21 protein-coding genes are annotated in these 24,164 nt (G+C 63.2%); 13 read left to right on the top strand and 8 right to left on the bottom strand.

Annotated features, from left to right (window positions below; genetic code table 11):
• Positions 1–103 precede the first annotated feature (103 nt).
• The 6 genes from G4G27_RS08215 to G4G27_RS08190 all read left to right on the top strand — a co-directional run bounded on the left by G4G27_RS08215 (position 104) and on the right by G4G27_RS08190 (position 7,082).
• A complete protein-coding gene (locus tag G4G27_RS08215; protein ID WP_183112875.1) occupies positions 104–646 on the top strand; it encodes an STM3941 family protein in 543 nt (180 codons plus the stop codon).
• A 166-nt stretch (positions 647–812) separates the two neighbouring features.
• A complete protein-coding gene (locus tag G4G27_RS08210) occupies positions 813–1,862 on the top strand; it encodes a hypothetical protein (RefSeq protein WP_183112874.1) in 1,050 nt (349 codons plus the stop codon).
• A 361-nt stretch (positions 1,863–2,223) separates the two neighbouring features.
• Positions 2,224–2,364 (top strand): hypothetical protein, encoded by a 141-nt coding sequence (locus tag G4G27_RS08205; protein WP_183112873.1) that lies wholly within the window; start codon positions 2,224–2,226, stop codon positions 2,362–2,364.
• Positions 2,365–2,834: 470 nt separating this feature from the next.
• Positions 2,835–4,586, top strand: coding sequence for an EAL domain-containing protein (locus tag G4G27_RS08200; protein ID WP_183112872.1), 1,752 nt, complete (start codon positions 2,835–2,837; stop codon positions 4,584–4,586).
• Between the two features lie 139 nt (positions 4,587–4,725).
• Positions 4,726–5,331 (top strand): cation transporter, encoded by a 606-nt coding sequence (locus G4G27_RS08195; RefSeq protein WP_244624605.1) that lies wholly within the window; start codon positions 4,726–4,728, stop codon positions 5,329–5,331.
• 893 nt (positions 5,332–6,224) lie between these two features.
• Complete coding sequence (locus tag G4G27_RS08190) at positions 6,225–7,082, top strand: helix-turn-helix domain-containing protein (RefSeq protein WP_183112870.1); 858 nt, start codon at positions 6,225–6,227, stop codon at positions 7,080–7,082.
• 247 nt (positions 7,083–7,329) lie between these two features.
• Here the strand turns inward: G4G27_RS08190 and G4G27_RS08185 are convergent, their stop codons facing one another.
• Both G4G27_RS08185 and G4G27_RS08180 read right to left on the bottom strand, forming a co-directional pair.
• Complete coding sequence (locus G4G27_RS08185) at positions 7,330–9,126, bottom strand: aspartyl protease family protein (protein WP_183112869.1); 1,797 nt, start codon at positions 9,124–9,126, stop codon at positions 7,330–7,332.
• A 66-nt stretch (positions 9,127–9,192) separates the two neighbouring features.
• Positions 9,193–10,014: an AraC family transcriptional regulator gene (locus tag G4G27_RS08180; RefSeq protein WP_183112868.1), complete on the bottom strand. Its 822-nt coding sequence runs from the start codon at positions 10,012–10,014 to the stop codon at positions 9,193–9,195.
• Positions 10,015–10,212: 198 nt separating this feature from the next.
• Between G4G27_RS08180 and G4G27_RS08175 the strand changes: the two genes are divergently transcribed.
• From G4G27_RS08175 to G4G27_RS08160, 4 genes are all read left to right on the top strand, one after another.
• Positions 10,213–11,826 carry a phosphoenolpyruvate carboxykinase gene (locus tag G4G27_RS08175; RefSeq protein ID WP_183112867.1) on the top strand — a complete coding sequence of 538 codons (1,614 nt, stop codon included), beginning with the start codon at positions 10,213–10,215 and terminating at the stop codon, positions 11,824–11,826.
• 49 nt (positions 11,827–11,875) lie between these two features.
• Positions 11,876–12,325 carry a hypothetical protein gene (locus tag G4G27_RS08170; protein WP_183112866.1) on the top strand — a complete coding sequence of 150 codons (450 nt, stop codon included), beginning with the start codon at positions 11,876–11,878 and terminating at the stop codon, positions 12,323–12,325.
• Positions 12,326–12,378: 53 nt separating this feature from the next.
• Entirely contained in the window at positions 12,379–13,044 is a 666-nt protein-coding gene (locus G4G27_RS08165) for a DUF937 domain-containing protein (protein ID WP_244624604.1), read from the top strand.
• A 134-nt stretch (positions 13,045–13,178) separates the two neighbouring features.
• On the top strand, positions 13,179–13,550 hold the full coding sequence (locus G4G27_RS08160) for a hypothetical protein (RefSeq protein WP_183112865.1): 372 nt from the start codon (positions 13,179–13,181) through the stop codon (positions 13,548–13,550).
• 62 nt (positions 13,551–13,612) lie between these two features.
• Here G4G27_RS08160 and G4G27_RS08155 read toward each other — a convergent pair whose 3' ends face one another.
• Both G4G27_RS08155 and G4G27_RS08150 read right to left on the bottom strand, forming a co-directional pair.
• Positions 13,613–14,071, bottom strand: coding sequence for an NfeD family protein (locus tag G4G27_RS08155; RefSeq protein WP_183112864.1), 459 nt, complete (start codon positions 14,069–14,071; stop codon positions 13,613–13,615).
• Entirely contained in the window at positions 14,068–15,042 is a 975-nt protein-coding gene (locus tag G4G27_RS08150) for an SPFH domain-containing protein (protein ID WP_183112863.1), read from the bottom strand. The genes G4G27_RS08155 and G4G27_RS08150 overlap by 4 nt, the downstream gene beginning before the upstream one ends.
• Positions 15,043–15,190: 148 nt before the next feature.
• Between G4G27_RS08150 and guaB the strand changes: the two genes are divergently transcribed.
• From guaB to G4G27_RS08135, 3 genes are all read left to right on the top strand, one after another.
• Complete coding sequence (guaB, locus tag G4G27_RS08145; RefSeq protein ID WP_183112862.1) at positions 15,191–16,648, top strand: IMP dehydrogenase; 1,458 nt, start codon at positions 15,191–15,193, stop codon at positions 16,646–16,648.
• Positions 16,649–16,811: 163 nt separating this feature from the next.
• Entirely contained in the window at positions 16,812–17,987 is a 1,176-nt protein-coding gene (locus G4G27_RS08140; RefSeq protein WP_183112861.1) for an RsmB/NOP family class I SAM-dependent RNA methyltransferase, read from the top strand.
• A gap of 46 nt (positions 17,988–18,033) precedes the next feature.
• On the top strand, positions 18,034–18,549 hold the full coding sequence (locus G4G27_RS08135) for a hypothetical protein (protein WP_183112860.1): 516 nt from the start codon (positions 18,034–18,036) through the stop codon (positions 18,547–18,549).
• A 4-nt stretch (positions 18,550–18,553) separates the two neighbouring features.
• Here the strand turns inward: G4G27_RS08135 and rsmA are convergent, their stop codons facing one another.
• From rsmA to lptD, 4 genes are all read right to left on the bottom strand, one after another.
• Positions 18,554–19,372, bottom strand: coding sequence for a 16S rRNA (adenine(1518)-N(6)/adenine(1519)-N(6))-dimethyltransferase RsmA (gene rsmA / locus G4G27_RS08130; protein WP_183113691.1), 819 nt, complete (start codon positions 19,370–19,372; stop codon positions 18,554–18,556).
• Between the two features lie 5 nt (positions 19,373–19,377).
• Entirely contained in the window at positions 19,378–20,373 is a 996-nt protein-coding gene (pdxA, locus tag G4G27_RS08125; RefSeq protein WP_183112859.1) for a 4-hydroxythreonine-4-phosphate dehydrogenase PdxA, read from the bottom strand.
• Positions 20,374–20,380: 7 nt separating this feature from the next.
• Complete coding sequence (locus G4G27_RS08120) at positions 20,381–21,673, bottom strand: peptidylprolyl isomerase (RefSeq protein ID WP_244624691.1); 1,293 nt, start codon at positions 21,671–21,673, stop codon at positions 20,381–20,383.
• Between the two features lie 140 nt (positions 21,674–21,813).
• Positions 21,814–24,060, bottom strand: coding sequence for an LPS assembly protein LptD (gene lptD / locus G4G27_RS08115; RefSeq protein ID WP_183112857.1), 2,247 nt, complete (start codon positions 24,058–24,060; stop codon positions 21,814–21,816).
• Between the last annotated feature and the right edge of the window lie 104 nt (positions 24,061–24,164).

Genomic DNA, 24,164 nt, shown 5'->3' with positions numbered 1-24,164 from the left:
AATCCGCCCCAAACGCGGTGCGTTCTATGGGTTTGGGGGTTAAGTAAGCTGTCACCGAAGCGCGGACTGAAAGCGCGGTATGCCGTCAGCAAAGGAGAATTTTGTGAATCGAGAGTTTTTTGTAGCGAAACAAAATAATGCAAAATTACTGCTTTCGACATTATTCCTAATAACGATCTCCGCAATTACCTTTTATTATCTCTATAGAGGGCCTGATCAAAACAGCCTGCGGGTTGTGCTCAGGGAAGGATATCTATTTTATCCCATGTTCGGATTGGGGTTTGTGCTTTTTCTTGCGCTCTCGGTTGGAGGCATTTATCGCCTCATCTCTGGTGCAAACGGTTTGAGGGTCGATCGTGATGGCATCAACTTAAATGGTTCATTGCTGGTAAAATGGAATGATATAGCCGCTTTGGAACATTACGAGGATTTCACGTCCTCACACCTGACCGGGTACAAAATTATTCTTAAAGATCCGGAAGGCTTTTTATCCGCGCATAAAGGGCATCCGCTTTACAAAAGAATGTTAGCTAACCAGAAATCCATATCCACGCCCGTGGCGGTTTATACGAATAGTCTGAATATGGATCACGATGAATTTAATTCCGTTGTCGGTCATTTTCTTCGCAAAAATGAATTACGGTGACGGTGAGATCACGATGATCGGGCACTTTATTCAGCGTGAGATGTCACCGAAACCCCACCGAAACCCCGGGCGAGCGATAGAATCGGACGGTCCAGCGGGCCGCGCGTGGAATTACGCGAAAACAGGAGGCGCTTGGCAGGGCATCCGCCCATCCTACCGCCGCATCATGAGACGCTTCCTGATCATCTGTGCGCCGCTCACGATCTACGCGACCATGACGAGCGCGGCACCCGCTCCTTCGCCACCCGTCGAAGTGCAATACCACCGGCCGACCGATATATTCATCCTGCTCGACAATCTGCCCGACTGGTTGCCGGGTTATACCGCATCGGCCTATGGCGCGGATTGGTCGCGGCAGTACGGATTGAGCGCACGAGATCGTCGCCTGCTCGCCGCCTATCGCGCCTTTCGGCTGCGCACTGCGCCCGTGGCGCGGGATGAACCAGCCTCCGGATCGATGACCGTACTGGCGGCCAAGACGCTGCGTAATCTTGACCCATTCTCCAGACCGTTCTTTGCCGGAGCCGATTTCGCGCAGAGCGCCCGTACGGCGATTGCGGCGCAGCCGGCCAGCGATCGGACGATGCTGCGCGCTTATGTCGCGCGGTTTGCGCCACGTGCGACGACCTTATTGGCCACACAATCGCGATTTGGCGCGCAGCATAAACGGCTGGCGGCAGAGCTGGCCGACCCGAAGCTGGCCGGCTTCATCGCCGAAATGCGGGCCTTTTACCGTGTGCCGCCCGCGCCGGCCTTTACCGCGCGGTTCGTGTGGTGGCCCGATAGCGGCACCACTCAGGCCAAGGTGCGGGGGCGGTATATCCTGCTGCAATCCAATCCGAACGCCGACATGCAGGAAATGAATTGGGCGCCGATCGTGCTGCACGAATTTGCGCACTATCTGTCGGCGGGCATGGAAGATGGTGTCCGGAAGCGTCTTTCAACGGCCTATCTGCGACTATGTCCGGCAGCGGCCTCGATGCGCAATCCGCTCAACACGCTGGAGGAACCGCTGGCAATCTATTGGGGACAATATCGCTATAGTCGGACGATCAGGGGACGTGAACTGACGCCGGACGAGAGCTGGTATAATCAACCAGTCGCCGACCGCATCGCCAAGGCGCTGGCGCGCGCCTTTCCAGCCGATGCGCCTGCACCGCAGCTGGACGATCCGCGGCTGATCGAGGTCGCTGGTATAGCGTGCGCCGCAGGTTGAGGTGAATTGGTCCGCGGACTTCCGCTAACGCTGAGCTTGTCGAAGGGGCGCTCTTTCTACTGAGGTAAGAAGAGCAGGGCGTCGACAGGCTCAGCCCGAACAGAGGAGGGGAGGCCGCTTAGAGTCTGCGCCGCGCCGGTACCCAGTGGTTGACCGGGGGTAACGGTGCGGGGGTAAGTAACGGTGACACGTAAGTAACGGTGCGTGTAACGGTGACACCTGCAATAACCCCTTTACCCGGCGCTGCCCACTGGCACCTCAAAGGCGGCAGATCAGGTCAGTTTCATTTGTTATGTTTGTGACGAATGACAATTTCCCCTAGCGAAGCAGGGCAAGAAACATCATCGACCGGGTATCGCGCATGTCGAATCTGAAGATGGATTTCCGCCAGCCGCATGCCGGGCTGGCCGATCATTTCTCGTTTTTCTACCATTTCCAGCAAAGCGACGATCGTTTCGAAGCGGTCAAGTATTTACTGTTGCCGAGCCCGTCGCAACGGTAAGCGAGCGTTCGCGGCACCGACTGCGCTGCATGCAATGATTGCATTGCATGCAGTATGCAGACCGTCCGGGCTGGACGGTTCGCGAGGCTGAGCTAGCCTATGTCGCTCGCACCAGCGGATGCGAAACATATGGTCGGGTTATGGAAATAATTCGCGCCACGAAGGCACGGGCCGTTCGGCAACCAAACGCCCAATCGTCACCATAGCGATAATCGGCTTTCTAATCCGGATCGGTCTGTCCGCTTACCGGCAATCGAAAACCGGTGCCGTTATTTGTACAGCGCTGCGTGGGGTTCAGCGACCGCGAGCTCTCGGGAAGCCGGTAGTGAAGCAGTCCTGGCTCTGCGAATGGGCATTGAACCATCAGCCAATCAGGACAGCCAAAGCCTTAACTATCCGACGCTACGGTGGCTGGGGGAGATGCGGGTAGCAAATGTAAGCGAGATTCGATCAGCGACGAGGGAGGCTTCATGAGCCACGATACTACTCAGCATCGCTATGAGCAAATGCTCGCCAACTCCGCGACGGCTGCGGTGTGCATCCGGGCGGACAATCTGATCGTGTCCTGGAACACGGCCGCTGAGCAGCTTTTCGGGCACCGTGCAGAGCAGGTGATCGGTAAACCGCTCTCGATTATCATCCCACCCCGGCTTAGGGCCGCGCATGATGCGGGCCTGGCTCGAGCGGTTCAAACGGGGCAAGCGCGTCTTGCCGGGCGTTCCGTCGACATTCTTGCGTTGCGTGCCGATGGCAGCGAGACTCCAGTCGATCTTTCACTCTCGATGTGGTTCGAAGACGGTAAGCCGATGTTTGGCGCTCTGCTGCGTGATATTGCTGATCGACACTCGGCGAAGCAACGGCTCGAGCACCTGGCTCACTGCGATACGCTTACCTCGCTGCCAAACAGGAACGCGTTGCACGAACGCCTTGCGGCGGAAATCGCACGAGCACCCTGTTCGCTTCTGCTTCTGGATCTCGACGGGTTCAAGCACGTGAATGACACGCTTGGACACTCTGTCGGCGACAAGCTACTGACAGCCGTGGGAGCCCGGTTGGCGGCCGCCGTGGGCGCCGCCGGCTACGTCGCTCGCCTGGGCGGCGACGAGTTTGCCATCTTGCTCTCCGACTGCGCCGATCCGCTGACGCTGGACAAGCTTACAAGTCGAATTTTTCAAGGCTTACAGCCGCCTTTCGAGCTCGCCGAGCAATCGATCTACGTGGGCACGAGCATTGGAATCGCACTGTCGCCTAATGATGCATCTGACGTGGAGCAACTTCTCTCCTGCGCTGATCTCGCCCTATACAGCGCGAAGAGCGACGGCGGGGGCGGGCGCAAATTTTTCGCCCGCGCAATGCAGAACACCTCCGAGCAGAGACATCGCCTAAGCTCGGAGCTTCGGCGAGCGCTAGAAAATGACGAGTTCGAGCTTTGGTACCAACCGCAAATATGTTTGGCGACCGGTTCGCTGTCTGGAGTCGAGGCGCTTCTCCGATGGCGCCATCCCGATCACGACCTGCTGACTCCAGCTGCCTTCATCAATGTGCTCGAGGACAGCGCGATCGCAGAAGAGGTTGGCGACTGGATCGTTGATCAGGCTTGCTCAGCTGTGGCCGAATGGGAACGAGGGGGGTTGGGATCGCTGCGCGTTGGGGTGAATCTTTTTGCAGCCCAGCTTCGGTCCGGCCGGCTGTTCGGAGTTGCATCGTCAGCGTTACAGAAGCACGGCCTGTCCCCCGCTCAGCTGGAACTGGAGATCACAGAGACAACCGTCCTGCGGCATAGCAACCAGTCGACCAAGGCGCTCAGGAAGCTCAGGTCTTTAGGTGTGGGCGTCGCCTTCGACGATTTCGGGACCGGTTTTGCCTCCCTTAGCTTGTTGCAGAAATACCCTCTAACCCGTCTCAAAATCGACCGCAGCTTCGTTGCGCACATCGATCGAAAGGTCGGCGATGCGGCGATCGTCAAGGCCATCATCATCATGGCGGCGGGCCTTAAACTCGAAGTGATCGCCGAGGGAGTCGAGACGGTCGAACAGGAACTCGCCCTGATACGCCTCGGCTGCGGCGAAGCGCAGGGGTATCGGTACGGTCGCCCGATGCGAGCAGCCGAGATCATGGACGCTTATTTACCCAAGGCGCGATTGATCGACACGCCATACGATGCAAAATCTAACGCTCGCTCCGTCGCATCAATCCTGGGCCAACGATCAAAGTATTGCTGAAGAAGGGCCAGCGTCGAGTCTGGCTATTTGGCTCAGTTGGGTCACGCTCCTCACTCAGCTATGTGTTTGTGAGCGTTATCCTTTCATTGGGTGTGTTGTTTGGGCGTGCTGCCGCTCACGCGCGGTTAGGGAAACTGGAGTGAATCAAGCCTGTCCGGACGGTGCTGACCGCGCGCTTCGGCGCGTCGTCGCCACGGTTGCGCTGCTCAACCTGGCCTATTTCGGTGTCGAGTTCATCGTTGCCCTTCAGATCGGGTCGGTTTCGCTTTTTGCCGATTCAGTGGATTTTCTCGAGGATGCTTCGGTGAACCTGCTGATCGTCGCCGCACTGGCATGGAGTGCGAAGAACCGTGCGCGCATCGGCAAGGCGCTGGCGGCGATCCTGCTCATTCCCGGACTCGCAACGCTCTGGACCGCATGGGAGAAGTTCAACACGCCGATCGCACCGGATCCGGTGCCGTTGTCGCTGGCAGCGCTGGGCGCGCTTGGGGTCAATCTGAGCTGCGCATTCATGTTGGCGCGATACCGCGATCATAGCGGGAGCCTGACCAAGGCGGCGTTCCTGTCGGCTCGTAACGACGCATTCGCCAATGTGGCTATCGTGGTGGCAGCGCTCACAACAGCGCTTGTATGGCGCACCGCGTGGCCCGACCTGATCGTGGGTCTGGCAATCGCCGTTATGAACGCCGATGCGGCGCGGGAGGTGTGGAACGCGGCCAGCGCGGAGCATGCCGCGGCCTCGTGATCCGGAGGGCCGGCAGGAACCAGGAATATGAGTGGTGATGACAGCACCGATCCGGAGCGCAAGTGCCGCCACCATCGCCCTGACGGCTCCAATGGTTATCGACCGCCCATTCGGAAAGGGCAAGATGGTTATCCAGCGTCGGCGTCCGCAGGTCCCAAACCCGGATATGGGCAGATCGGATTCTCGAACTGGCGGGGATTACGGTGGCGTGGCATAATTCACGGCGCAGGATATCTGCAGGGTTGGAAATTTGTCATCCGCAGTTAACAGTTCGAGCCTAGTCATTGTATCCATGCTGCGGATCGTTGCTTGTCTTGTCGTCATAATCGCTATCTTCGGAGGTCAGCCTGCGATGAGCGCAAAGGCAAGGTTCTCCCCCAACGAGCCTTATATAAACGCACTTTACGCCATGATGAACCTCAGTGGGTGTCGATTTCAGCGAAAAGCAGGCTCGTTAACGCATTCCAAAAATGAGGGCAGCGAACAATCTATCGCTGCGATTGCGGCGGAATTTTCGTGTACTGAGCGCCTCGCTCGCCAGAATGGTCTAAGTCACTACCTTGCTAGCGGTCATGAATACTTCACGCTCAAGGTATCAAGGGAGTTACATGTCGGGTGCTTCCCATCCGAAGCGAGCGCTATGCTGAATGCCCGCGCGGCTGTTCGAGAGTTCCGCGCCCACATTCTATACGATTTGCGGCGGTAGCTGGTTCCGTTGAGAACGTCGGCGGTAATCGTAACGGTGACACGTGCAATAACCCCTTTACCCGGCGATGCCCACTGGGACCTCAAAAGGCGGCAGATCAGGTCAGTTTCATTTGTTATGTTTGTGACGAATGACAATTTCCCCTAGCGAAGCAGGGCAAGAAACATCATCGATCGGGTTGTCGCGCATGTCGAATCTGAAGATGGATTTCCGCCAGCCGCAGCCCACGCTGGTCGATCATTTCTCGTTTTTCTACCATTTCCAGCAAAGCGACGATCGTTTCGAAGCCGTCGATCGCGCCGATTATGCGCAATTCCGCTTCATTCTGCGCGGCCGCAACGCGCGCTATTGCTTTGTCGATGGTACCGAGCAGGCGATGCCGGACATCTATGTCCTGGGGCCCACCACCGGATCTTCAAATCTGAGTTGCGACGGCGCGGCCGAAGCGATCGGCGTCGGGCTGATGCCGCATGGCTGGGCGGCGCTGGTGCCGATGGATGCCTCGGCGGCGGCGAACCGGTTGTTCGATGCGAAAGACCTTTTCGGCAACATCGTCGTCGAGGTTCAGGAGAAACTGCGCGCCACGCCGGATTTCGATGCCCGGGTCGCGATTTTCGAGGAAATGCTGACCACGCTGATGGCGCGGCAGCAACCGGTCTATCAGGCGTTCGTGAGCCAAGTGAACGAATGGCTTGCCGATGCCGCCGCGCCCGACGTCAACGAACTTGTCGAACTGACCGGCCTGTCGCTGCGGCAGGTCCAGCGCGGCTGCAAGCGCTATTTCGGGTCGCCGCCCAAGGTGCTGGCGCGCAAATACCGGGCGTTGCGCGCGGCGGTGGCGATGACGCATGGCGACCCGGATCTCGATGACCAGCTGGCCGATGGTTTTTACGACCAGTCGCATGTGATCCGCGAAATCAAATATTTCACCGGCATGACCCCGCGCGCGTTCGCCGAGCATCCGACCGAACTGAATCGCGAGGTCGCCAAGCGCATCGCGCTGGAACGGCAGAACCCGATCAGGCGTAGCGGCGTCATTACTTGAGCTAAGGCCGATCGACATTCAGGGGTCTCCCGTCGGCTTTTTTGGCACGTTGCCGGTCCCCAAGCCGTCACCCCGGACTGGTTCCGGGGTCCACCGTGCCGCACGCTCCGCACGTCGAGGCATTTGCCGTCGAAGCCGCCGGGTGGCCCCCGGCACGAGGCCGGGGTGACGTATAGGGTGAGGAAAGCACGCGCCAATCGCGGTATGCTGCCGGGCCTTGATTGAGGCGGTGAGGAGGCGGCGAGGCTTATTGTCGTCGCGCTTTGCCGGGCAGCGGCAGCATTTCGCGCAATACGATCTCGGCATCCCGTTCCTGGCCATCCCGGACATAACGCACCCGCACGCGAGTCCCTGGCGATTGCGTGAACACTCGGGTCAGGTCGCCGCCGCTGATCGCGCGGGCGCCGCGTCCATCGATGCTGAGCAGCTTGTCGTTCTTGTTCAGCCCCGCCTGCGCGGCGGGTCCGCCTTGGTTTACGAGGCTGAGCAGGACCGTCTCCGGATCGGTCTTGATCGCGCGCAGCCCGGCGCGGTTGAACGGGACCGGCACATATCCCGGCACATAATCCATGCAGATGCGCGAGCGGCCATAATCGAAGGTGATCGTGTAGTTGGCCAGCGTATGCGTGCCGAGGTTGCCGGCTTCGCTGACCGACAGGCTGACCCCGCCCTTGTCGTCCGATGTGCGGACCATCGGGTAACGCACCGTGCCGCCGCCGACGGTGAAGGTCTGCGCGTAACTGACCCAGTTTTGCGACGCGCCGCCGGCGCCATAGGAGACCGCCTGGACGCCGCGATTGTAGCGCGCGACAAGGCCGTTCTGCTTTAGCCAATGCATATAGAGCATAGTCGATCCGTTGTTCCCGGTATCGATCGTGAACGGCGCGCGGACGCCGTCGAACAGCGCGTCGATCGTCGGCATGTCGTCGGTGAAACGCGCCGCCACCCAGCCGCTCTTGCACGTCGGGTTCTGGTCGCGCGGCAGCAGCGTGAGCGTGCCGGCGCGATAGTCGAGCCGGGTGATGAACCGTTCGACCACCTCAAGCCCAAGCAGACCAGCGAGCGGCGGCTGCGTGCCGCGTTCCATTGAGGAATAACCGAGGTCGAGCACCGAAAAGGCCTGGTCGCGCATCACCGCGTCGCCAATGCGCAGTTCCTTCACGCGAGTGAATTGCTGCTCGATCGTTCCTGCGCCGGTGCCGCCGCTGCGTACGCCGCCGACTGGGGTCAGGCCGAGCGTGCGCGCAGCATCGGGCGAAAGGATGCTGTGCCCGCCGGTATCGAACAGGAAGTGCATCGGCCGGCCATTGACGCTTGCCTCGATCACCAGCTGCGGAAAGACCGTTGCGGCGACTGTCGTACCCTTGGCGGGCAGTGTGTGATCGTCGAGCTGGCGTGGCGCGGCATAACTGTTCGCCGGCGCGGTCGGGAGCAGACGGTAAGTGTCGATGATCGTCCGTTCTTCATTGTGACCGTCGGACCGCACCACGGTGAAGGGCAAGCGCCGCCCCGCGACCGTGCGATAGTCGGCGTAGCGCGTCTCGAGCTTGCGGAACCAGTCCTGCTCCACGGTGCGCGCCAGATCGCCGCTCGCCGGATCGAACCATAGTTCGACCGGCTCGCCGCCGCGTGGCGTCGCGGTCAGCACCGAATAGCGCTTTCCCTTTTCGGTCCGCTCGGTCGCCGCGGATCGCCGTGCGGCGCCGAATCCCGCCTGCAGCCAGCCGAAGCGGGCGAGCCATGCACTGGTCTGCGTGCGGCGCAGCGCGAAGGGGCTGTCGAGCTTATGGCTGCCGCCCGATGGTTCGACCCGCCAGTGCGTGCGTCCGTCATAAGTCTCGGCGATGCGGAACGCGTTCAGGTCGGTGCGCGTCGCAAAGCGTCCGTCGCCAAGGTCGTTGACCGATTGCCAGGTTCCTTCGAGCCCGGCCGCGGTGATTTTTCCGCTCGCGATCAGCGTTTCGCGTGGTTGCCACTCGCTTGCCGGCGCGCTGCCGATCAGCAGCAACGCCGCCCCGCTCATGATCCATTTCTTCCGCACCATCACCGTCTCCTTATCGGCCACGATAGCGCAGGCCGTGCCGTGCGGTCTTGGACGCGGTTAGCGCGATCAGGACGCGCGTTGCATGCGCCGCACGCCCGGCGCCACGCCATATTGGCGCCGGAACCAGCGCGCGAAATGCGCCTGGTCGTAAAAGCCGGTCGCCGCGGCGATTTCGGCGATCGACTGCTCGCCCGCGATCATCATGTCCGCCAGTTCCAGCCGCATGCGCCGCGAATACGCCCCGATCGTCTCGCCGGTCGCCGCCCGGAACGCGCGACACAGATGCGCCGGGTGGATCCCCGCCTCGGCCGCCAGTGCCGACAGGTCGGGCGGGCGCGCCGGATTGGCTGCGATCGCATCGCGCACGCGCCCCAGCCAGACAGGGGTTTTATCGAGGCCATCGCCGCGCACCGCGCGCGCCGCGATTTCGAGCACTGCGCCGACCGCACCCAGCGCGGACCCGGAATCGCGCATCATGAGCTCGCGCTCCAGCCGGCCCAGCGCGCCATCGCGCGGATCGAGCCGTACTTCCCGATAGTCGCGGAGCAACCCCGCCAGTGCCGGATCGTCGAGCCAATGCGCGTCGAAATACAGGTTCACGCAGCGTGTCGACTGTGCTCCGAAGCGGTTGGCATGAACATGTCCGGCGGGATGCGCGACGAGCGACCCGCGCCGGCAATCGATCTCCCGCGTCGCCGCCTGGGCATAGCCGCCCGCCAGCACCACGCAGAGATAGGCGGCGCCGTGTTCGTGCCGCGGCAAGCTGCCCGCGCCATCATGTTTGCGGTGGCTGGCGAGCAGCCCATGCGCCGCGACGTCGCCGAGTCCATCGCCGAGCGAGACGCGCGCCGGAACATGGGTGACGGAAAGGTCTCTCGAGGGATGCACAGCCGCACTCTACCGCGCACTTCGCACCGTCTCAATGATGAAGCCCGGTTTGTCGTAGCTCGCCAGTGTCCCGACAGGACATGAATTGCTGTCCTGCAGGACATCCATGTGTTTGACGCTCTCGCGAAGCGGCGATATGCGCCCGAGTCGATAGATATTTATGCGGCAACGTCCGCCAGACAATTTCGGAGAGACATTGTGAGCGATCGCATTCCCGACGCCGGCCTTGAAGCGCAGGGCATCGAGACCCGCGCCAATCTGCACTGGAACCTGGTCACCGCGCGGCTGATCCAGGCGGCGATTTCGCGAGGCGAGGGCAAATTATCCGCCGATGGCCCGCTGGTAGTCGAAACCGGCGCGCATACCGGGCGGTCGGCGCAGGACAAGTTCATCGTGCGCGATGCCGAAACCGAAAACACCGTGTGGTGGGGCAAGAGCAACAAGGCGATGAGCCCTGAGCATTTCGCCGCGCTGAAAACCGATTTCCTCGCCGCGCTGAAGAGCAAGGAAGACCTGTTCATCCAGGATTTGTTCGGCGGATCGCAGCCCGAGCACCGCGTCAACGTCCGCGTCGTGACCGAGCTTGCCTGGCACAACAGCTTCATCCGCACGATGCTGGTCCGCCCGGAAGAGAGCCAGCTGCGCGGGTTCATCCCCGATTACACGATCATCGATTTGCCGAGCTTCGTTGCCGATCCGGCCAAGCATGGCTGCCGCAGCGAGACGGTGATCGCGGTCAATTTCAGCGAGAAGCTGATCCTGATCGGCGGCACGCGTTATGCCGGCGAGATGAAGAAGTCGGTGTTCGGCCTGCTCAACTATCTGCTGCCGCCGACCGGCGTGATGCCGATGCATTGTTCGGCCAATATGGGCCCGAATGGCGACACCGCGGTGTTCTTTGGCCTGTCGGGCACGGGCAAGACGACGCTCAGCGCCGATGCCAGTCGTACGCTGATCGGTGATGACGAGCATGGCTGGTCGGACACTGCCGTGTTCAATTTCGAGGGCGGTTGCTACGCCAAGATGATCCGCCTGTCGGCCGATGCCGAGCCGGAGATCTTCGCCACGACCAAGCGGTTCGGCACGATCCTGGAAAATGTCGTGATGGACCAGGTCACGCGCGTACTCGACCTCGACGATGACAGCCTCGCGGAGAATAGCCGCGGCGCCTATCCGATCGATTTCATCCCCAATGCGTCGGAAAAGAATATGGGGCCGGTGCCGCGCAACGTCATCTTCCTGACCGCGGATGCCTACGGCATCCTGCCGCCGATCTCGAAGCTGACGCCGGACCAGGCGATGTATCACTTCTTGTCAGGTTATACCGCGCGCGTTGCGGGCACCGAGATCGGCGTGACCGAACCGAGCGCGACCTTCTCGACCTGTTTCGGCGCGCCGTTCATGCCGCGCCACCCGTCGGTCTATGGCAATTTGCTGAAGGAGCGGATCGCCAAGGGCGGGGTCGATTGCTGGCTGGTCAATACCGGCTGGACCGGCGGCAAATACGGCGTCGGCAAGCGCATGCCGATCAAGGCGACGCGCGCGCTGCTCAATGCGGCGCTCGACGGCAGCCTGAACAATGCCGAATTCCGCACCGATCCCAATTTCGGGTTCAAGGTGCCGGTCGCGGTGGCCGGGGTCGACAGCGCGATCCTCGATCCGCGGCAGACCTGGGCCAACAAGGCCGATTATGACGCGACCGCGGCCAGGCTGGTCGATCAGTTCGTCGAGAATTTCGCCGAGTTCGCACCGCATGTCGACGAAGGCGTCCGACAATCGGCTCCCGCCGTCCGAACCACCGAAACCGCTTGATAAACCCGGTCATCGATCGGGCACCCAAGAAAGCCCGACCGATGACGATTTGCCATTCCGCCGCTTTGCCAACGACGCCGCGATCCGCCGGATCGGGGAGGGGCTGCTTGCGCGCACGCTGCCCAAGGGTGAATGGACGCACGAGGCGCATCTCGGCGCGACGCTGTGGCTGATCCGCGACCGGCCGGAGGTGGACGTCGATGCACAGATCGCCGCGATCATCTCGGCTTATAATGAGAGCGTCGGCGGGGTGAACGACGACGCGCAAGGCTATCACGATACGATCACGCGGTGTTTCGTTGCCGGGATCAGGCTGCACCTGGCGGATCGCATGCCGGATGAGTCATTGGCCGACGCGGTCAATGCGCTGCTTGCCTCGCCCGCCGGCCAGCGCGATTGGCCGCTGCGTTTCTACAGCCAGGAACGCCTGTTCTCGGTCGTGGCGAGGCGCGCGTTCGTGCCGCCCGACCTGACACCGCTGCCCGTCGTTTCAGGCTGACAGTGCCGCGATTCACTCCTAGGCTGAGCACGGCCCTGGGTTGAGCACGGGCGATGAGGGACACGACAATGAACGTGATGGACATCATCAATCAGGCCGGCGGCATCAGCGCCATTTCCAACCAGCTCGGCATCGACGAAGGCACCGCACAAGCGGGTGCGGCGGCATTGCTGCCGGCGATCCTTGGCGGCATGAAGGGCCAGGCGCAACAGCATCCCGACGGGTTGGCGGGCCTTGCCGGCATTCTCGGCAGCCTGGGTGGCGGCGGCCTGCTCGCCAATGTGCTCGCGCCCGGCGCAAGCGATGTCGATGCCGGCAACAATGTGCTGGGCCAGATCTTCGGATCGAAGGATGTCAGCCGCACCGTGGCCGATCATGCCGCGGCGCAAAGCGGTGTATCGTCGGACTTGCTCAAGAAAATGCTGCCGCTGCTGGCGATGGCGGTCGCGGGGTATCTTGCGAAGCAGGCGAGCGGCTCGCAGACCAGCGCGGCCGGAGATCAGCCCGGCGGCCTTGGCGGCATGCTCGGCGGTATCGTCGGATCGATCTTCGGTGGTGCTCCGCAGGCGGCACCGCAGCCGGCCCCGGCAACAGCCGAACCGGCCCCCGCAGCACCGGCGTCGGCTTGGGGCGGGCTGGGGTCGCTGATCGACCTGAACAAGGACGGCAATCCGCTCGACGATATCCTTGGCATGGCAGGCAAGCTCACCGGCCGCTGAGCGGCACTTGTCGGGTAGATCGGGCGCTGCGTCCCGGCTGCGCTCCATGGGTTGAGGATTCGCTCGTGCGTGCGCGCAGTTCGGCTTAACTTGCGGCGCCGCTGACGGCATCTTCCGAGTCGAAGGGAATAATCATGGGATTGCTCGATGGACTGCTTGGCCAGGTGGCCGGCAATGTCGATATCAAGAATCTGGCGGCCAAGGTCGGCCTGACGCCCGAACAGGCCGAAAGTGCGGTCACCGCGCTGGGCCAGGCGCATCCCGAGCCGGGCGACACGGTGGAGACTGCCGCGGCCAACACCGGCCTTTCGCCCGATATCCTGCAGCAGATCGTCGGTCATATCGGTGGTGAAGGGTCGCTTGGCCAGTTCGCCAGTCTGCTCGGCGCATCGGGTGGGACCGAGGGGATTATGGGCAAGGTCAGCGGCATGCTCGACCGCGACGGCGACGGCAATCCGCTCAATGACCTGACCGGTCTGGCCGGCGGGCTGTTCGGCAAGAAATGATCGGAGCCCCGGCTTCGAGCCGGGGAGCCATCAGGCACCGGGCCGTTAGGCAGCGGGCCCCATCAAGCAGCGGGGAGGGCGACCGCCTCGACCACCAGCACGCCGCCCTCGACCGCGACGACGCGCATCCGCGAGCCGGTCGGCGCATCCGGACCGCGTGCCGGCCAGCTGCCATCGGCGAGACGCACCCGTCCGCCGCCTGAATCGATCGCCTGATCGACCGTGACGATCTCTCCGATCAGCCGCGCGGCGCGGTCGTTGAGCATTGGATCGCTCGAAGCGACCGGATAGTCGCGATACCAGCGCCGCCCGATCATCACCGCGACGCCGCTCCAGATCGCGAACGAGGCGAATTGCGCTGGGGCGGGCAGGTCGGGCAAGGCGAGGCTGGCGATTCCGGTGATCGCCGCGGCGATCGCCAGGAATACAAGGAACACCCCGGGCAACAGCAGTTCAGTGACGCCAAGCACGAGTGCCGCGATCAGCCAGAATGCCCCGGCACTCATTCCATCGAAATTCATTGCTCGCTCTGCTCGAGCGAAGTGCGCTTGCGGGCAGGGGGCGTGGACGATGCCGCAGCGGGGCGATCGGCCAGCGCTTCACGCGCGATCTCGCCGATCCCGCCCAACGTGCCGATCAGCTGAGTCGCCTCGACCGGGAACAGGATCGTCTTGGCATTGGGCGAGGTGGCGAATTTGCCGACTGCCTCGACATATTTCTGCGCGATGAAATAGTTGATCGCTTGCGGGCTGCCCTGTTCGATCGCGACCGACACGACCCTGGTCGCGGTCGCCTCGGCCTCGGCGGCGCGTTCGCGTGCTTCCGAATCACGGAACGCCGCCTCGCGCCGGCCTTCGGCTTCGAGGATCTTCGACTGTTTCTGGCCCTCGGCGCGCAGGATCTCGGACGCGCGGCTGCCTTCGGCTTCGAGGATGTTGGCGCGCTTTTCGCGTTCGGCCTTCATCTGGCGGCCCATCGCGTTGACGATATCGGCGGGCGGGCGAATGTCCTTCACTTCGACGCGCGTGATCTTCACGCCCCAGGCGGTGGTGGCATGGTCGACCACGGAGAGCAGCCGGGCATTGATCTCGTCGCGCTTGGACAGCGTCTCGTCGAGGTCCATCGAGCCCATCACGGTGCGCAAATTGGTCGTCGTCAGCTGCAGGATCGCGACATAAAGTTCGGACACTTCATACGCCGCCTTGGCCGCGTCGAGCACCTGGAAGAACACCACGCCATCGACCGCGACCATGGCGTTATCCTTGGTGATGATCTCCTGCCCCGGGATATCGATCACCTGCTCCATCATGTTGATGCGGCGGCCGACGCGATAAAAAAAGGCGGGGTAGAAATTGAACCCCGGGCGCGCGGTGGTGGTGAAGCGGCCGAAATGTTCGATCGTATATTGATAGCCTTGCCGGACGATCTTGATGCTCGTGAAGAGGTAGAGCAGCACCAGCGCCAGCACGAGTACGCCTGCGGTCAATTCCATGATATCGCCCTCTTCCAATCGGTCGCACCAGATTTAGCACATCGGTTGGGCAAGAACAGCCAAATGCGGTGCCGCGGACCCTAGCGCTTCCCGGCACCTTTGGTTACATGAGCCGCCACGATTCTCCCCGCGCAGGAACTGGCATCTCATGGAAATTCGCCTCGGCCTCACTTTCGACGATGTCCTGCTGTATCCGGCGGAGTCCGACATCGTTCCGAGCCAGGCCAATACATCAACTCAGCTGACGCGCGGTATCAAGCTCGACATTCCGATCCTGTCCTCGGCGATGGACACGGTGACCGAGGCCGATATGGCGATCGTCATGGCGCAGCTCGGCGGGATCGGCGTGCTTCACCGTAATATGGAGATCGACGAGCAGGTCGCCGCGGTGCGCCAGGTAAAGCGCTTCGAATCCGGGATGGTGGTCAACCCGATCACCATCGCACCCGACGCCACGCTGGCCGAGGCGCAGGCGCTGATGACGCGGCACCGGATCAGCGGCATTCCGGTGGTCGAGAAGGACGGCAAGCTGGTCGGCATCCTGACCAATCGCGACGTGCGTTTTGCCGGCAACCCGCGTCAGCCGGTCGCCGAGCTGATGACGCATGAGAATCTCGCCACCGTGTCGAGCGGCGTGTCGCAGGACGAGGCCCGCCGCCTGCTGCACCAGCGCCGGATCGAAAAGCTGCTGGTGGTCGATGAGAGCTATCGCTGCGTCGGCCTGATCACCGTCAAGGATATGGAAAAGGCAGTCAATTACCCCAATGCGACCAAGGACGCGGCGGGCCGGCTGCGCGTCGCCGCCGCGACGACGGTCGGCGATAAGGGGTTCGAGCGGACCGAGGCGCTGGTCGACGCCGAACTCGACCTGATCGTGATCGACACCGCGCATGGCCATAACCGCGACGTCGCGCGCGCGGTCGAGCGGGTGAAGAAGCTGAGCAATTCGGTCCAGGTCATTGCCGGCAATGTCGCGACGGCGGAAGCCGCACGCGCACTGATCGATGCCGGGGCAGACGGGATCAAGGTCGGCATCGGGCCGGGATCGATCTGCACCACGCGCGTCGTCGCCGGCGTCGGCGTGCCACAGCTGACCGCGGTGATGGATTGCGCCGCCGAAGGCCGCAAGAGCGGCGTGCCGATCATTGCCGATGGCGGCATCCGCACCTCGGGCGATATCGCCAAGGCATTGGCCGGCGGCGCGTCGAGCGTGATGATCGGGTCGCTGCTCGCCGGCACCGAGGAAGCACCGGGTGAAACCTTCCTGTACCAGGGTCGGGCGTATAAATCGTATCGCGGTATGGGATCAGTCGGCGCGATGGGCCGCGGCTCTGCCGATCGCTATTTCCAGGGCGATATCAAGGATCAGCTCAAGCTGGTGCCCGAAGGGATCGAAGGGCAAGTCGCCTTCAAGGGGCCGGCGCGCGACGTGATCCACCAGTTGGTCGGCGGCGTGAAGGCGGCAATGGGCTATACCGGATCGGCGACGATCGAGGAATTGCAGAAGCGTGCGCGGTTCGTGCAGATCACTGGGGCCGGGCTGATGGAAAGCCATGTCCATGACGTGACGATCACGCGTGAGGCGCCGAATTATCCGACGCGGTAATTGAGTCGGCATAACAACTACGAGTTTCTTCTGCGTCACCCCGGATCCTTCGACTGAGCTCAGGAGAGCCTTGTTCCGGGGACCACGGTGCCGCAAGAGCAACGCTTATTGCCTAAGCGGCACAGTGGATGCCGGAACAAGTCCGGCATGACGGGAATTTGACATGACACCATCGGCACGGATCCAGGCAGCGATCGAGCTGCTCGACGCGATCGTCGTCGCCGCGCGTGACCAGGGTGCGGCGGCCGACACGCTGATCGCGCGGTATTTCGCCGAGCGGCGCTATGCCGGCAGCAAGGATCGGCGCGCGGTGCGCGAACTGGTTTATGCGGCGATCCGGCAGTTGGGCGACCGTCCCAAAAGCGGCAGGGCGGCGATGCTCGCGCTGGCGCAGAACGATCCGGACATCGCGGCGCTGTTCGATGGCTCGGCGCATGCGCCGGCCGCGATCGGTGCCAGCGAAGCCGCGGCGAAAATCGGCACCGCCCCGGACTGGATCGTCGCCAAGCTGCTCGACTCCGGTATTGGCGAGGAGGAACTCCCCGCGCTGATCGACCGTGCGCCGCTTGACGTGCGGATCAACCGCCTCAAGCCAGCGCCCGAGCCGATCGAGGGTGCCGAACCGATCGCCGCATTGCCCGATGCACTGAGATTGCCCTCGGGCACCAATGTCGAAGCGCTTGAGGCAGCCAAGGATGGCGCGATCGAGGTGCAGGACGCGGGCAGCCAGATCGTCACCATGGCGGCGAAGGCAGCGCCCGACATGCGCATCGTCGACCTTTGCGCCGGGGCCGGCGGAAAGACGCTCACGCTGGCGGCGGCGATGAACAATCGCGGCGTGCTGCTCGCCACCGATACCGATCGCAACCGGCTGTCGCGGCTTGTGCCGCGCGCGGCGCGGGCCGGGGCGACGATCATCGAGACACGGCTGCTCAACCCGGCGCGCGAGGCCGAAGCGCTGGAGGATTGGCAAGGCAACAGTGATTGCGTGCTGATCGACGCGCCCTGTTCGGGCACCGGCACCTGGCGGCGCAACCCCGAGGCGCGCTGGCGGCTGACCCCGGACCGGATCGAGCGGCTGGTCGCGACTCAGGCGCATGTGCTCGAGATTGGCGCGAACCTCGTCAAGCCGGGCGGGGCGCTGGTCTATATCGTCTGTTCGCTACTCGACGACGAAGGGGCGGGGCAAGTCGCGCATTTCCTTGCCGAGCATCCCGACTGGAGCGTTGACCAGATCGACTTGCCCGCCGGGCGAACGCATGGCCCGGGAATCCGGCTCACACCGGCGCATGACGATACCGACGGGTTTTTTGTCGCAAGACTGAAACGGCCATGCTAGCCGAACGATTGTGACAAAACCGGTTCTGCCCCTGTTGGAGAGCATCATGCGTTATTCGTCCGTCGCCGCCGCAGCAGCCCTGACGTTGCTCACGGTATCGACCGCCCTCCATGGCCAGCGCCCCGACGATCAGATCGACCCGCGCTCGATGGCGCTGCTTGCTCAAGGCAAGGCGGCACAGGCGGCCGGCAATCTCGAGGGTGCGACCGATGCGCTGGAGACCGCATTGGTGGTCGATCCGCGCAATCGCGCCGCGTTCGTCACGTTGGGCGACGTCGCCCAGGCGCGTGGCCTGCCCGGCAAGGCGATCCGCCTTTACCGCGAAGCGTTGCTGATCGAGCCGAACGACCGCGTGGCGCTGAAGGGCCAGGGCGAAGCGCTGGTCGCGAAGGGCGCGGTGATCCAAGCCAAGGCCAATCTCGGCAAGATCAAGACGCTGTGCGGCAAGGCCGCTTGCCCCGAGGCAGTGACGCTGGCGGCGGTGATCGCCAAGGGCCCACCGATCGTGACCGCCGTGGCGCAGACCAAGGTGCCGGAGAAGCCGGCGACCGCGAAGGAGTAAGGCTTTAGGCGCTCATCACCCGCGCCACCTCGACAAACTCCGCCACGCTTACCGTTTCCGCCCGCCGCGTGACCTCGATCCCGACTTGCTCCAGTGCCGCCAGCGCGCCGGGCACGCCTTTGACGCTCTGCCGCAGCATCTTGCGGCGCTGGCCGAATGCCGCGCCGGTCAGGCGTTCCAGCACCGCGAAATCGACGCCATCGGGTGCGTCCTTGGGGACGATATGCACCACCGCCGACATTACCTTGGGCGGCGGGGTGAAGGCGGAGCGGTGTACCGGCATGGCGAGCTTTGCGCTGCTGCGCCACTGGGCCAGCACGGCAAGCCTGCCATAGGCGTCGTCATCGGTGCCGGCGACGATGCGATCGGCGACTTCCTTCTGGAACATCAGGGTCAGGCTCGACCACCAGGGCAGCCAGCCGGCCGAGAGCCAGCGCACGAGCAGCGCGGTGCCGATATTATAGGGCAGGTTGGAGACGATATGCGGCTTGCCCGCAAATAGGGTCGCGGCGTCGATCTCCAGCGCGTCCTCCTCGATCACGCGCAGCTTGCCGGGAAACGCCGCGCCCAGTTCGGCGAGCGCGGGGATGCAGCGGCGGTCGCGTTCCACCGCGGTGACGCGCGCGCCGGCCTGGAGCAGGGCGCGGGTCAGGCCGCCGGGGCCGGGGCCGACTTCGAACACTTCGGCATCCTGAAGGTCGCCGGGCACGCGCGCGATGCGCGAAAGCAATTGCCCGTCGAGCAGGAAATTCTGCCCAAGCGCCTTGCTCGCGGTAAGGCCATGGCGTGCGATGATCTCGCGCAGCGGCGGCAGCAGCGGGATATCGGTCACGCGTCCGCGGCGGCGCGGCGCGCGGTCGCTTCTCCGGCCAGCCTGATCGCGGCGATCATCGCGCCCGGCTCGGCCTTGTCCTGGCCGGCAATGCCGAATGCGGTACCGTGATCGGGCGAGGTGCGCACGATCGGCAGTCCGAGCGTGATGTTGACGCCTTCATCGAAGTGCAATGTCTTGAGCGGCACCAGCGCCTGGTCGTGATAACAGCAGATCGCCGCATCATAAGTGGCGCGCACACGATCGTGGAACATGGTGTCGGCGGCGAACGGGCCGGTCGCGTCGATACCCTCGTCACGCAACTGTGCGATGGCGGGGATGATGAAGTCGATCTCCTCCCGGCCGATCGCCCCGCCTTCGCCGGCATGCGGGTTGAACCCGGCAAAGGCCAGACGCGGCGTAGCGATGCCGAAATTGCGCTGCAGCCCGCGCGCGGTCGCGCGCCCCTTGGCGACGATCAGTTCGACCGTGAGCATTTCGGAGACGCGGCTCAACGCGACATGAGTGGTCACCGGCACGACGCGCAACGTCGGTCCGGCGAGCATCATCACCGCATTGTCGCCGGAAATGCCGCACCGCTCGGCGATGAATTCGGTTTGCCCGGGATAAGCAAAGCCGATCTGGTAAAGCTGCGCCTTCGACACCGGGCCGGTGATCAGCGCGCGCGCGGCGTCCGACCGGGCGAGGCCTGCGGCCATCTCCAGCGAATGCAGCGCACAGCGCGCGCCATCGACATCGGGCCGGCCGGGCACGATCTCACCGCCGTCCTCGACATTGAGCACGGGCAGGGCATCGGCAAAACGTCCATTCGCCTCGGCCGGGTCGCTGATCCGCGCGATCGGCCCCTGCCAAACGGCGGCGATCGCGCGCGCGTCACCGACCGCGAAGAACGGCATCAGCGCATGCGTATCGCGTTTGACCCAGGCCTTGGCGATGACCTCCGGACCGATCCCGGCGGGGTCGCCCATCGAAACGGCAAGCGGCAGGGTCATCGAACGCTCAGCGATAATCGATGATCGCGTCGCGGCGCAGATCGCGCAGCAATGTCTGCGCCCGCAGATTGACGCGCGACTGTTCCATTTGTGCCTGGATCTGGTCGGCACGCGGCAGATCGCCGTTGCGGGGATCGTCACGGCCGCACACGACCAGCGCGCGAACACCGTCCTGCGCCGAGCCGAACGGCGGCGTCGCCTGGCCGACCTGCAGCTTGAGCAGGATTTCCTGCAGCGGGAGTGGCAAGTCACGAACCGCGACCGCGTCGCTGTCGACCACTTCGGCGCCGATATCACCGGCAATCTTGGCAACCCCGCCACAGCCCTGGATCGTCTCGATCGCCTTGGCGAACTCGGCCGCGCGCGCAGTCGCGCCCGCCTGGGTCGTGCCGCTGGGGAAGCGAATGGTGAGCTGTTTCAGGGCAAGCCGCGCATCACGCGGGTCGGCGGTCAGCACTTGTCGCTTGTCGACGAGATAGAGGATCGAATAGCCGCCGGGCACTTCGACCGGTCCGGCGATCTGGCCGACCTGCATCGTGGTGGCGGCGGCGGCGAGCGCATCCGGTAACTGCGCCGCGCGCACCCAGCCGAGATCGCCATCGACGCTGCGCGTTGAGGCTTCCGAAGCGGAACGGGCGAAATAGGCGAACGGCGCTTCGCCCTTCTGAATCTTCTCGATCATCTGGCGCATCGTGGCGATGACCTGTTGCTGCCGCTCGGGCGTTGCCGACAGGTAGATTTCGCTGACATGGAATTCCTCGGTGCCCTTCGCAGCCTCGAGACGCTTGAGGATCTGCTGAACCTCCTCCTCGCTGACGTTGACACCCGGTTCTACCTTGCGGCGCAGATAGCGCTGCCAGGCGAGTTCGCCCTCGATCTGGCGCTTCAATGAGCGTTCCGACGATCCGACCGATCGCAGATAGGTGCGCATCTCGACCGGCGAGCGCTTGAAATTGCGCGCGACGCGGTCGAAGCTCTGCGTGATTTCCGGTGCCGTGATGGTGATCTCGTTAGCCTTGGCCTCCTGGATCTGCAGCGTCTCGTCGATCAGCTGGCGCAGGATCTGCAGCTTCAGGCGATCCTTGTCCTCCGGGCTGAGCTTCAACTCGTTGGCCGATACGATCAACGCGACGCGCTGATCGACATCGGTGCCGGTGATGACGCTTTCGTTGACGATCGCGGTCGGCTTGCGCACGTTCGGATCGACCTTGCCGAAAATCTGCATGTTGGCGGGAATGTCGAGCCCGGTCGCGGGTACGCTGTTGTCACTGACGGTCTGGGCGACAACGGCACCCGCCATCACAACACCTGCCAGAAATGCCACCGCGCGGCCGGTTCGGACCGCCTTCGTCTTCGAAATCATCACGTCGTTCTAAATCCCTTATCGCGCCGTGGCGCCCCGGCGATAATTTTCATGAAACAGGGCAGGTGAACCCAAGCTTAGCGGCCAAGATTCTTGAATGCCAGCGTCAACAGGAAACTGTTGCCCGCAACCGCGTCGCCAGTGTTCTGATAATCGCGCTTCCAGGTCAGCCCGAGCCTGAGGCAATCATCTTCGTAAGAAACGCCGACACGGTGCCGGACGGGATCGAAACCATCCGAAACCGAGAGCGGATCCTCATTGCGGTCGGTGAGATCGATCACTGTCGACCCGAAGACCGACCAGAAGCGCGCGATCTGAACGCGGCCGGCGAGGCGAACCTCTTCGCGGTCCTGCAAATCCTCCAGCGTCGGATCGATATTGCGATTGAGCCGCAGATAACCGACCAATGCGTAGGTGCTGCGCGATCCGACGGTCAGGTCGAGTTCGTTGCGGCGCACCGCCAGATCGTCCTTGTCGAGCCGATAGCGCTGCGTAAACGACACGAAATCGCGAAAGCGAATCTCGTTGCGGCCGACAATGTCGGAGAAACGATCGGTCAGGCCGGTGCCGTCGGGGAAGATCACCGGGCGCTGACCCAAGCGATAGCTTTGTCCGACATTGGTCTTGATCGACAGGCCGGGCAGATCCAGCGCCCAGTCCAGACCATAAGTGAAACGCGTCGCATCCTCAAAGCGGTCATAGCCGGCGAAGCGATTAAGCGCGAAAAGGTTGGAGTCCTCGAGATCGACCGAGCGGGCATCCTCATTGGGGACGTCGAGATTCTCGGTCTTGGGCGCGGCGACGATCTGGAACCGGGGCGTCAGGCGTTGCGTGCCGCCAAGGAATTCGCCGATCAGCGGCCATTTCACATCGACCGCGAGCGCGCCGATCGCCCGCGCGTGAACGCCCTCAAGGCCGCTATAGCTTGGGATCGTCGTCGCGAGCGTATCGGTAGCGTTATAGACATCGCCGCGTCCATAAGCGGTGAATGTCACTTCCTGGCCGAATGAGGTCAACTTGCGCAAGTCCCAGCGCGCACTGGCAAAGGCGCGTTGCGTGTCCTGTCCGCCGGTCCGGGTGATCGCCAGCGTGTTGAGCTGCACCTCGAACTTGCCGCCGAGCAATCCGTCGTCGAAGCGACGGCGATAATCGAGTTCGGGCAGCGCGATCGGTTGCAAACCCTGACGGTCGTTGGCGCGCAGCGTCTGGATCGACCAGCCGGTGAGTGCAAAATAGCTGTCGGCATCGATCCGCTCGAGACTGGCGGTCGAGCGCAGCCGGTCGTCGCGCGACATATCGTAACGGCGCAGGAAGGTGCGGTCGCTGGCCAGACGAATCGATGCCCGCGCGCTCCAATTCTCGTCGAACTGGTAGCGGCCAACGCCTTCGAGATAGCCGCGAAAGGCGGTTTCCTCGGTCGTCGCCGGCGCGTTCGACAGCAGGTCGTCGCTGCGTTTGCTGACCGTCGCATACGCGTTGATGCGATAGGCGCCCTTGCTGGTCAGCACGCTATAGTCCGCCTGGATCATCGGCAGGACCTTGCTGAACACGCGCGGCGTCAGGATCAGACCGCGATTGGGCGCAAGGCGGAAATAATAGGGCTGCGCATATTCGAAGCCGTTGCTGCCGCCGAAACGGACATCCGGGCTGAGCAGGCCGCTCGCGCTGCCATCACCGACGACGTGCGAGAAACTCGGCAGCGGAATGGTCGGCAGGCCGAACAGGTTGATCTGCGCGCCCTTGTAATAGATCCGGTCGCGATCGGGGCGATAGATCACCCTGACCGCGGTGATCTTCCACGACGGTTCCTTGGGGCAGCCTTTTTCGGTCGTCACGGCGCACGGCGTGAAAGCGGCGTCGTCGAGCGTCACAGTCTCGTCGAGCGCCCGGTTGCCCTTGCGCGCCGCCAGCCGACCACCGCGTTCGAGTACGATCAGCATATTATCGACCACGCCATCCTTCAGCGCATCGGTCAGCTCGATCGAATCGCCATAAGCCGTATCGCCGCCGGGGTTGGTCACCGCGATATTGCCGGTTGCCACGACCTTGCCGGTATTGCGGTTCCACACGACCTTGTCGGCGCGCAACCGGTCGCCGCCGCGATACATGCGCACATCGCCGATCGCCGTGACGACCTCGTCATTGAGGTCATATTCGAGCGAGCCGGCGGTGAATTGCACTTGCTCGTCAGTGGTGGGCAAAGGTGTTTCGGACGGCGGCGGCGGTGTGACCGGACGCGGCTGAAGATCCTGTGCCTGCGCCCCGCAAGCGAGAAACAGGGCAAGCGGTGCCGCACAGGTCAGGAGCAGATCGGAACGCTTCACGTTGGGAAACACACCCCCAGGACGCGCCGGAATGACGCGCGAACGCCCGCCCTATCGCATCACGAGGCGTCCGCCGCAATCGCGCTGACATGTCGGCACCGGAC

The organism is Sphingomonas sp. So64.6b, from assembly GCF_014171475.1.
Taxonomy (GTDB): Bacteria; Pseudomonadota; Alphaproteobacteria; order Sphingomonadales; family Sphingomonadaceae; genus Sphingomonas; species Sphingomonas alpina_A.
Note: the sequence above shows the minus strand (reverse complement) of the source record. Positions and strands in the feature narration are given on the sequence as shown.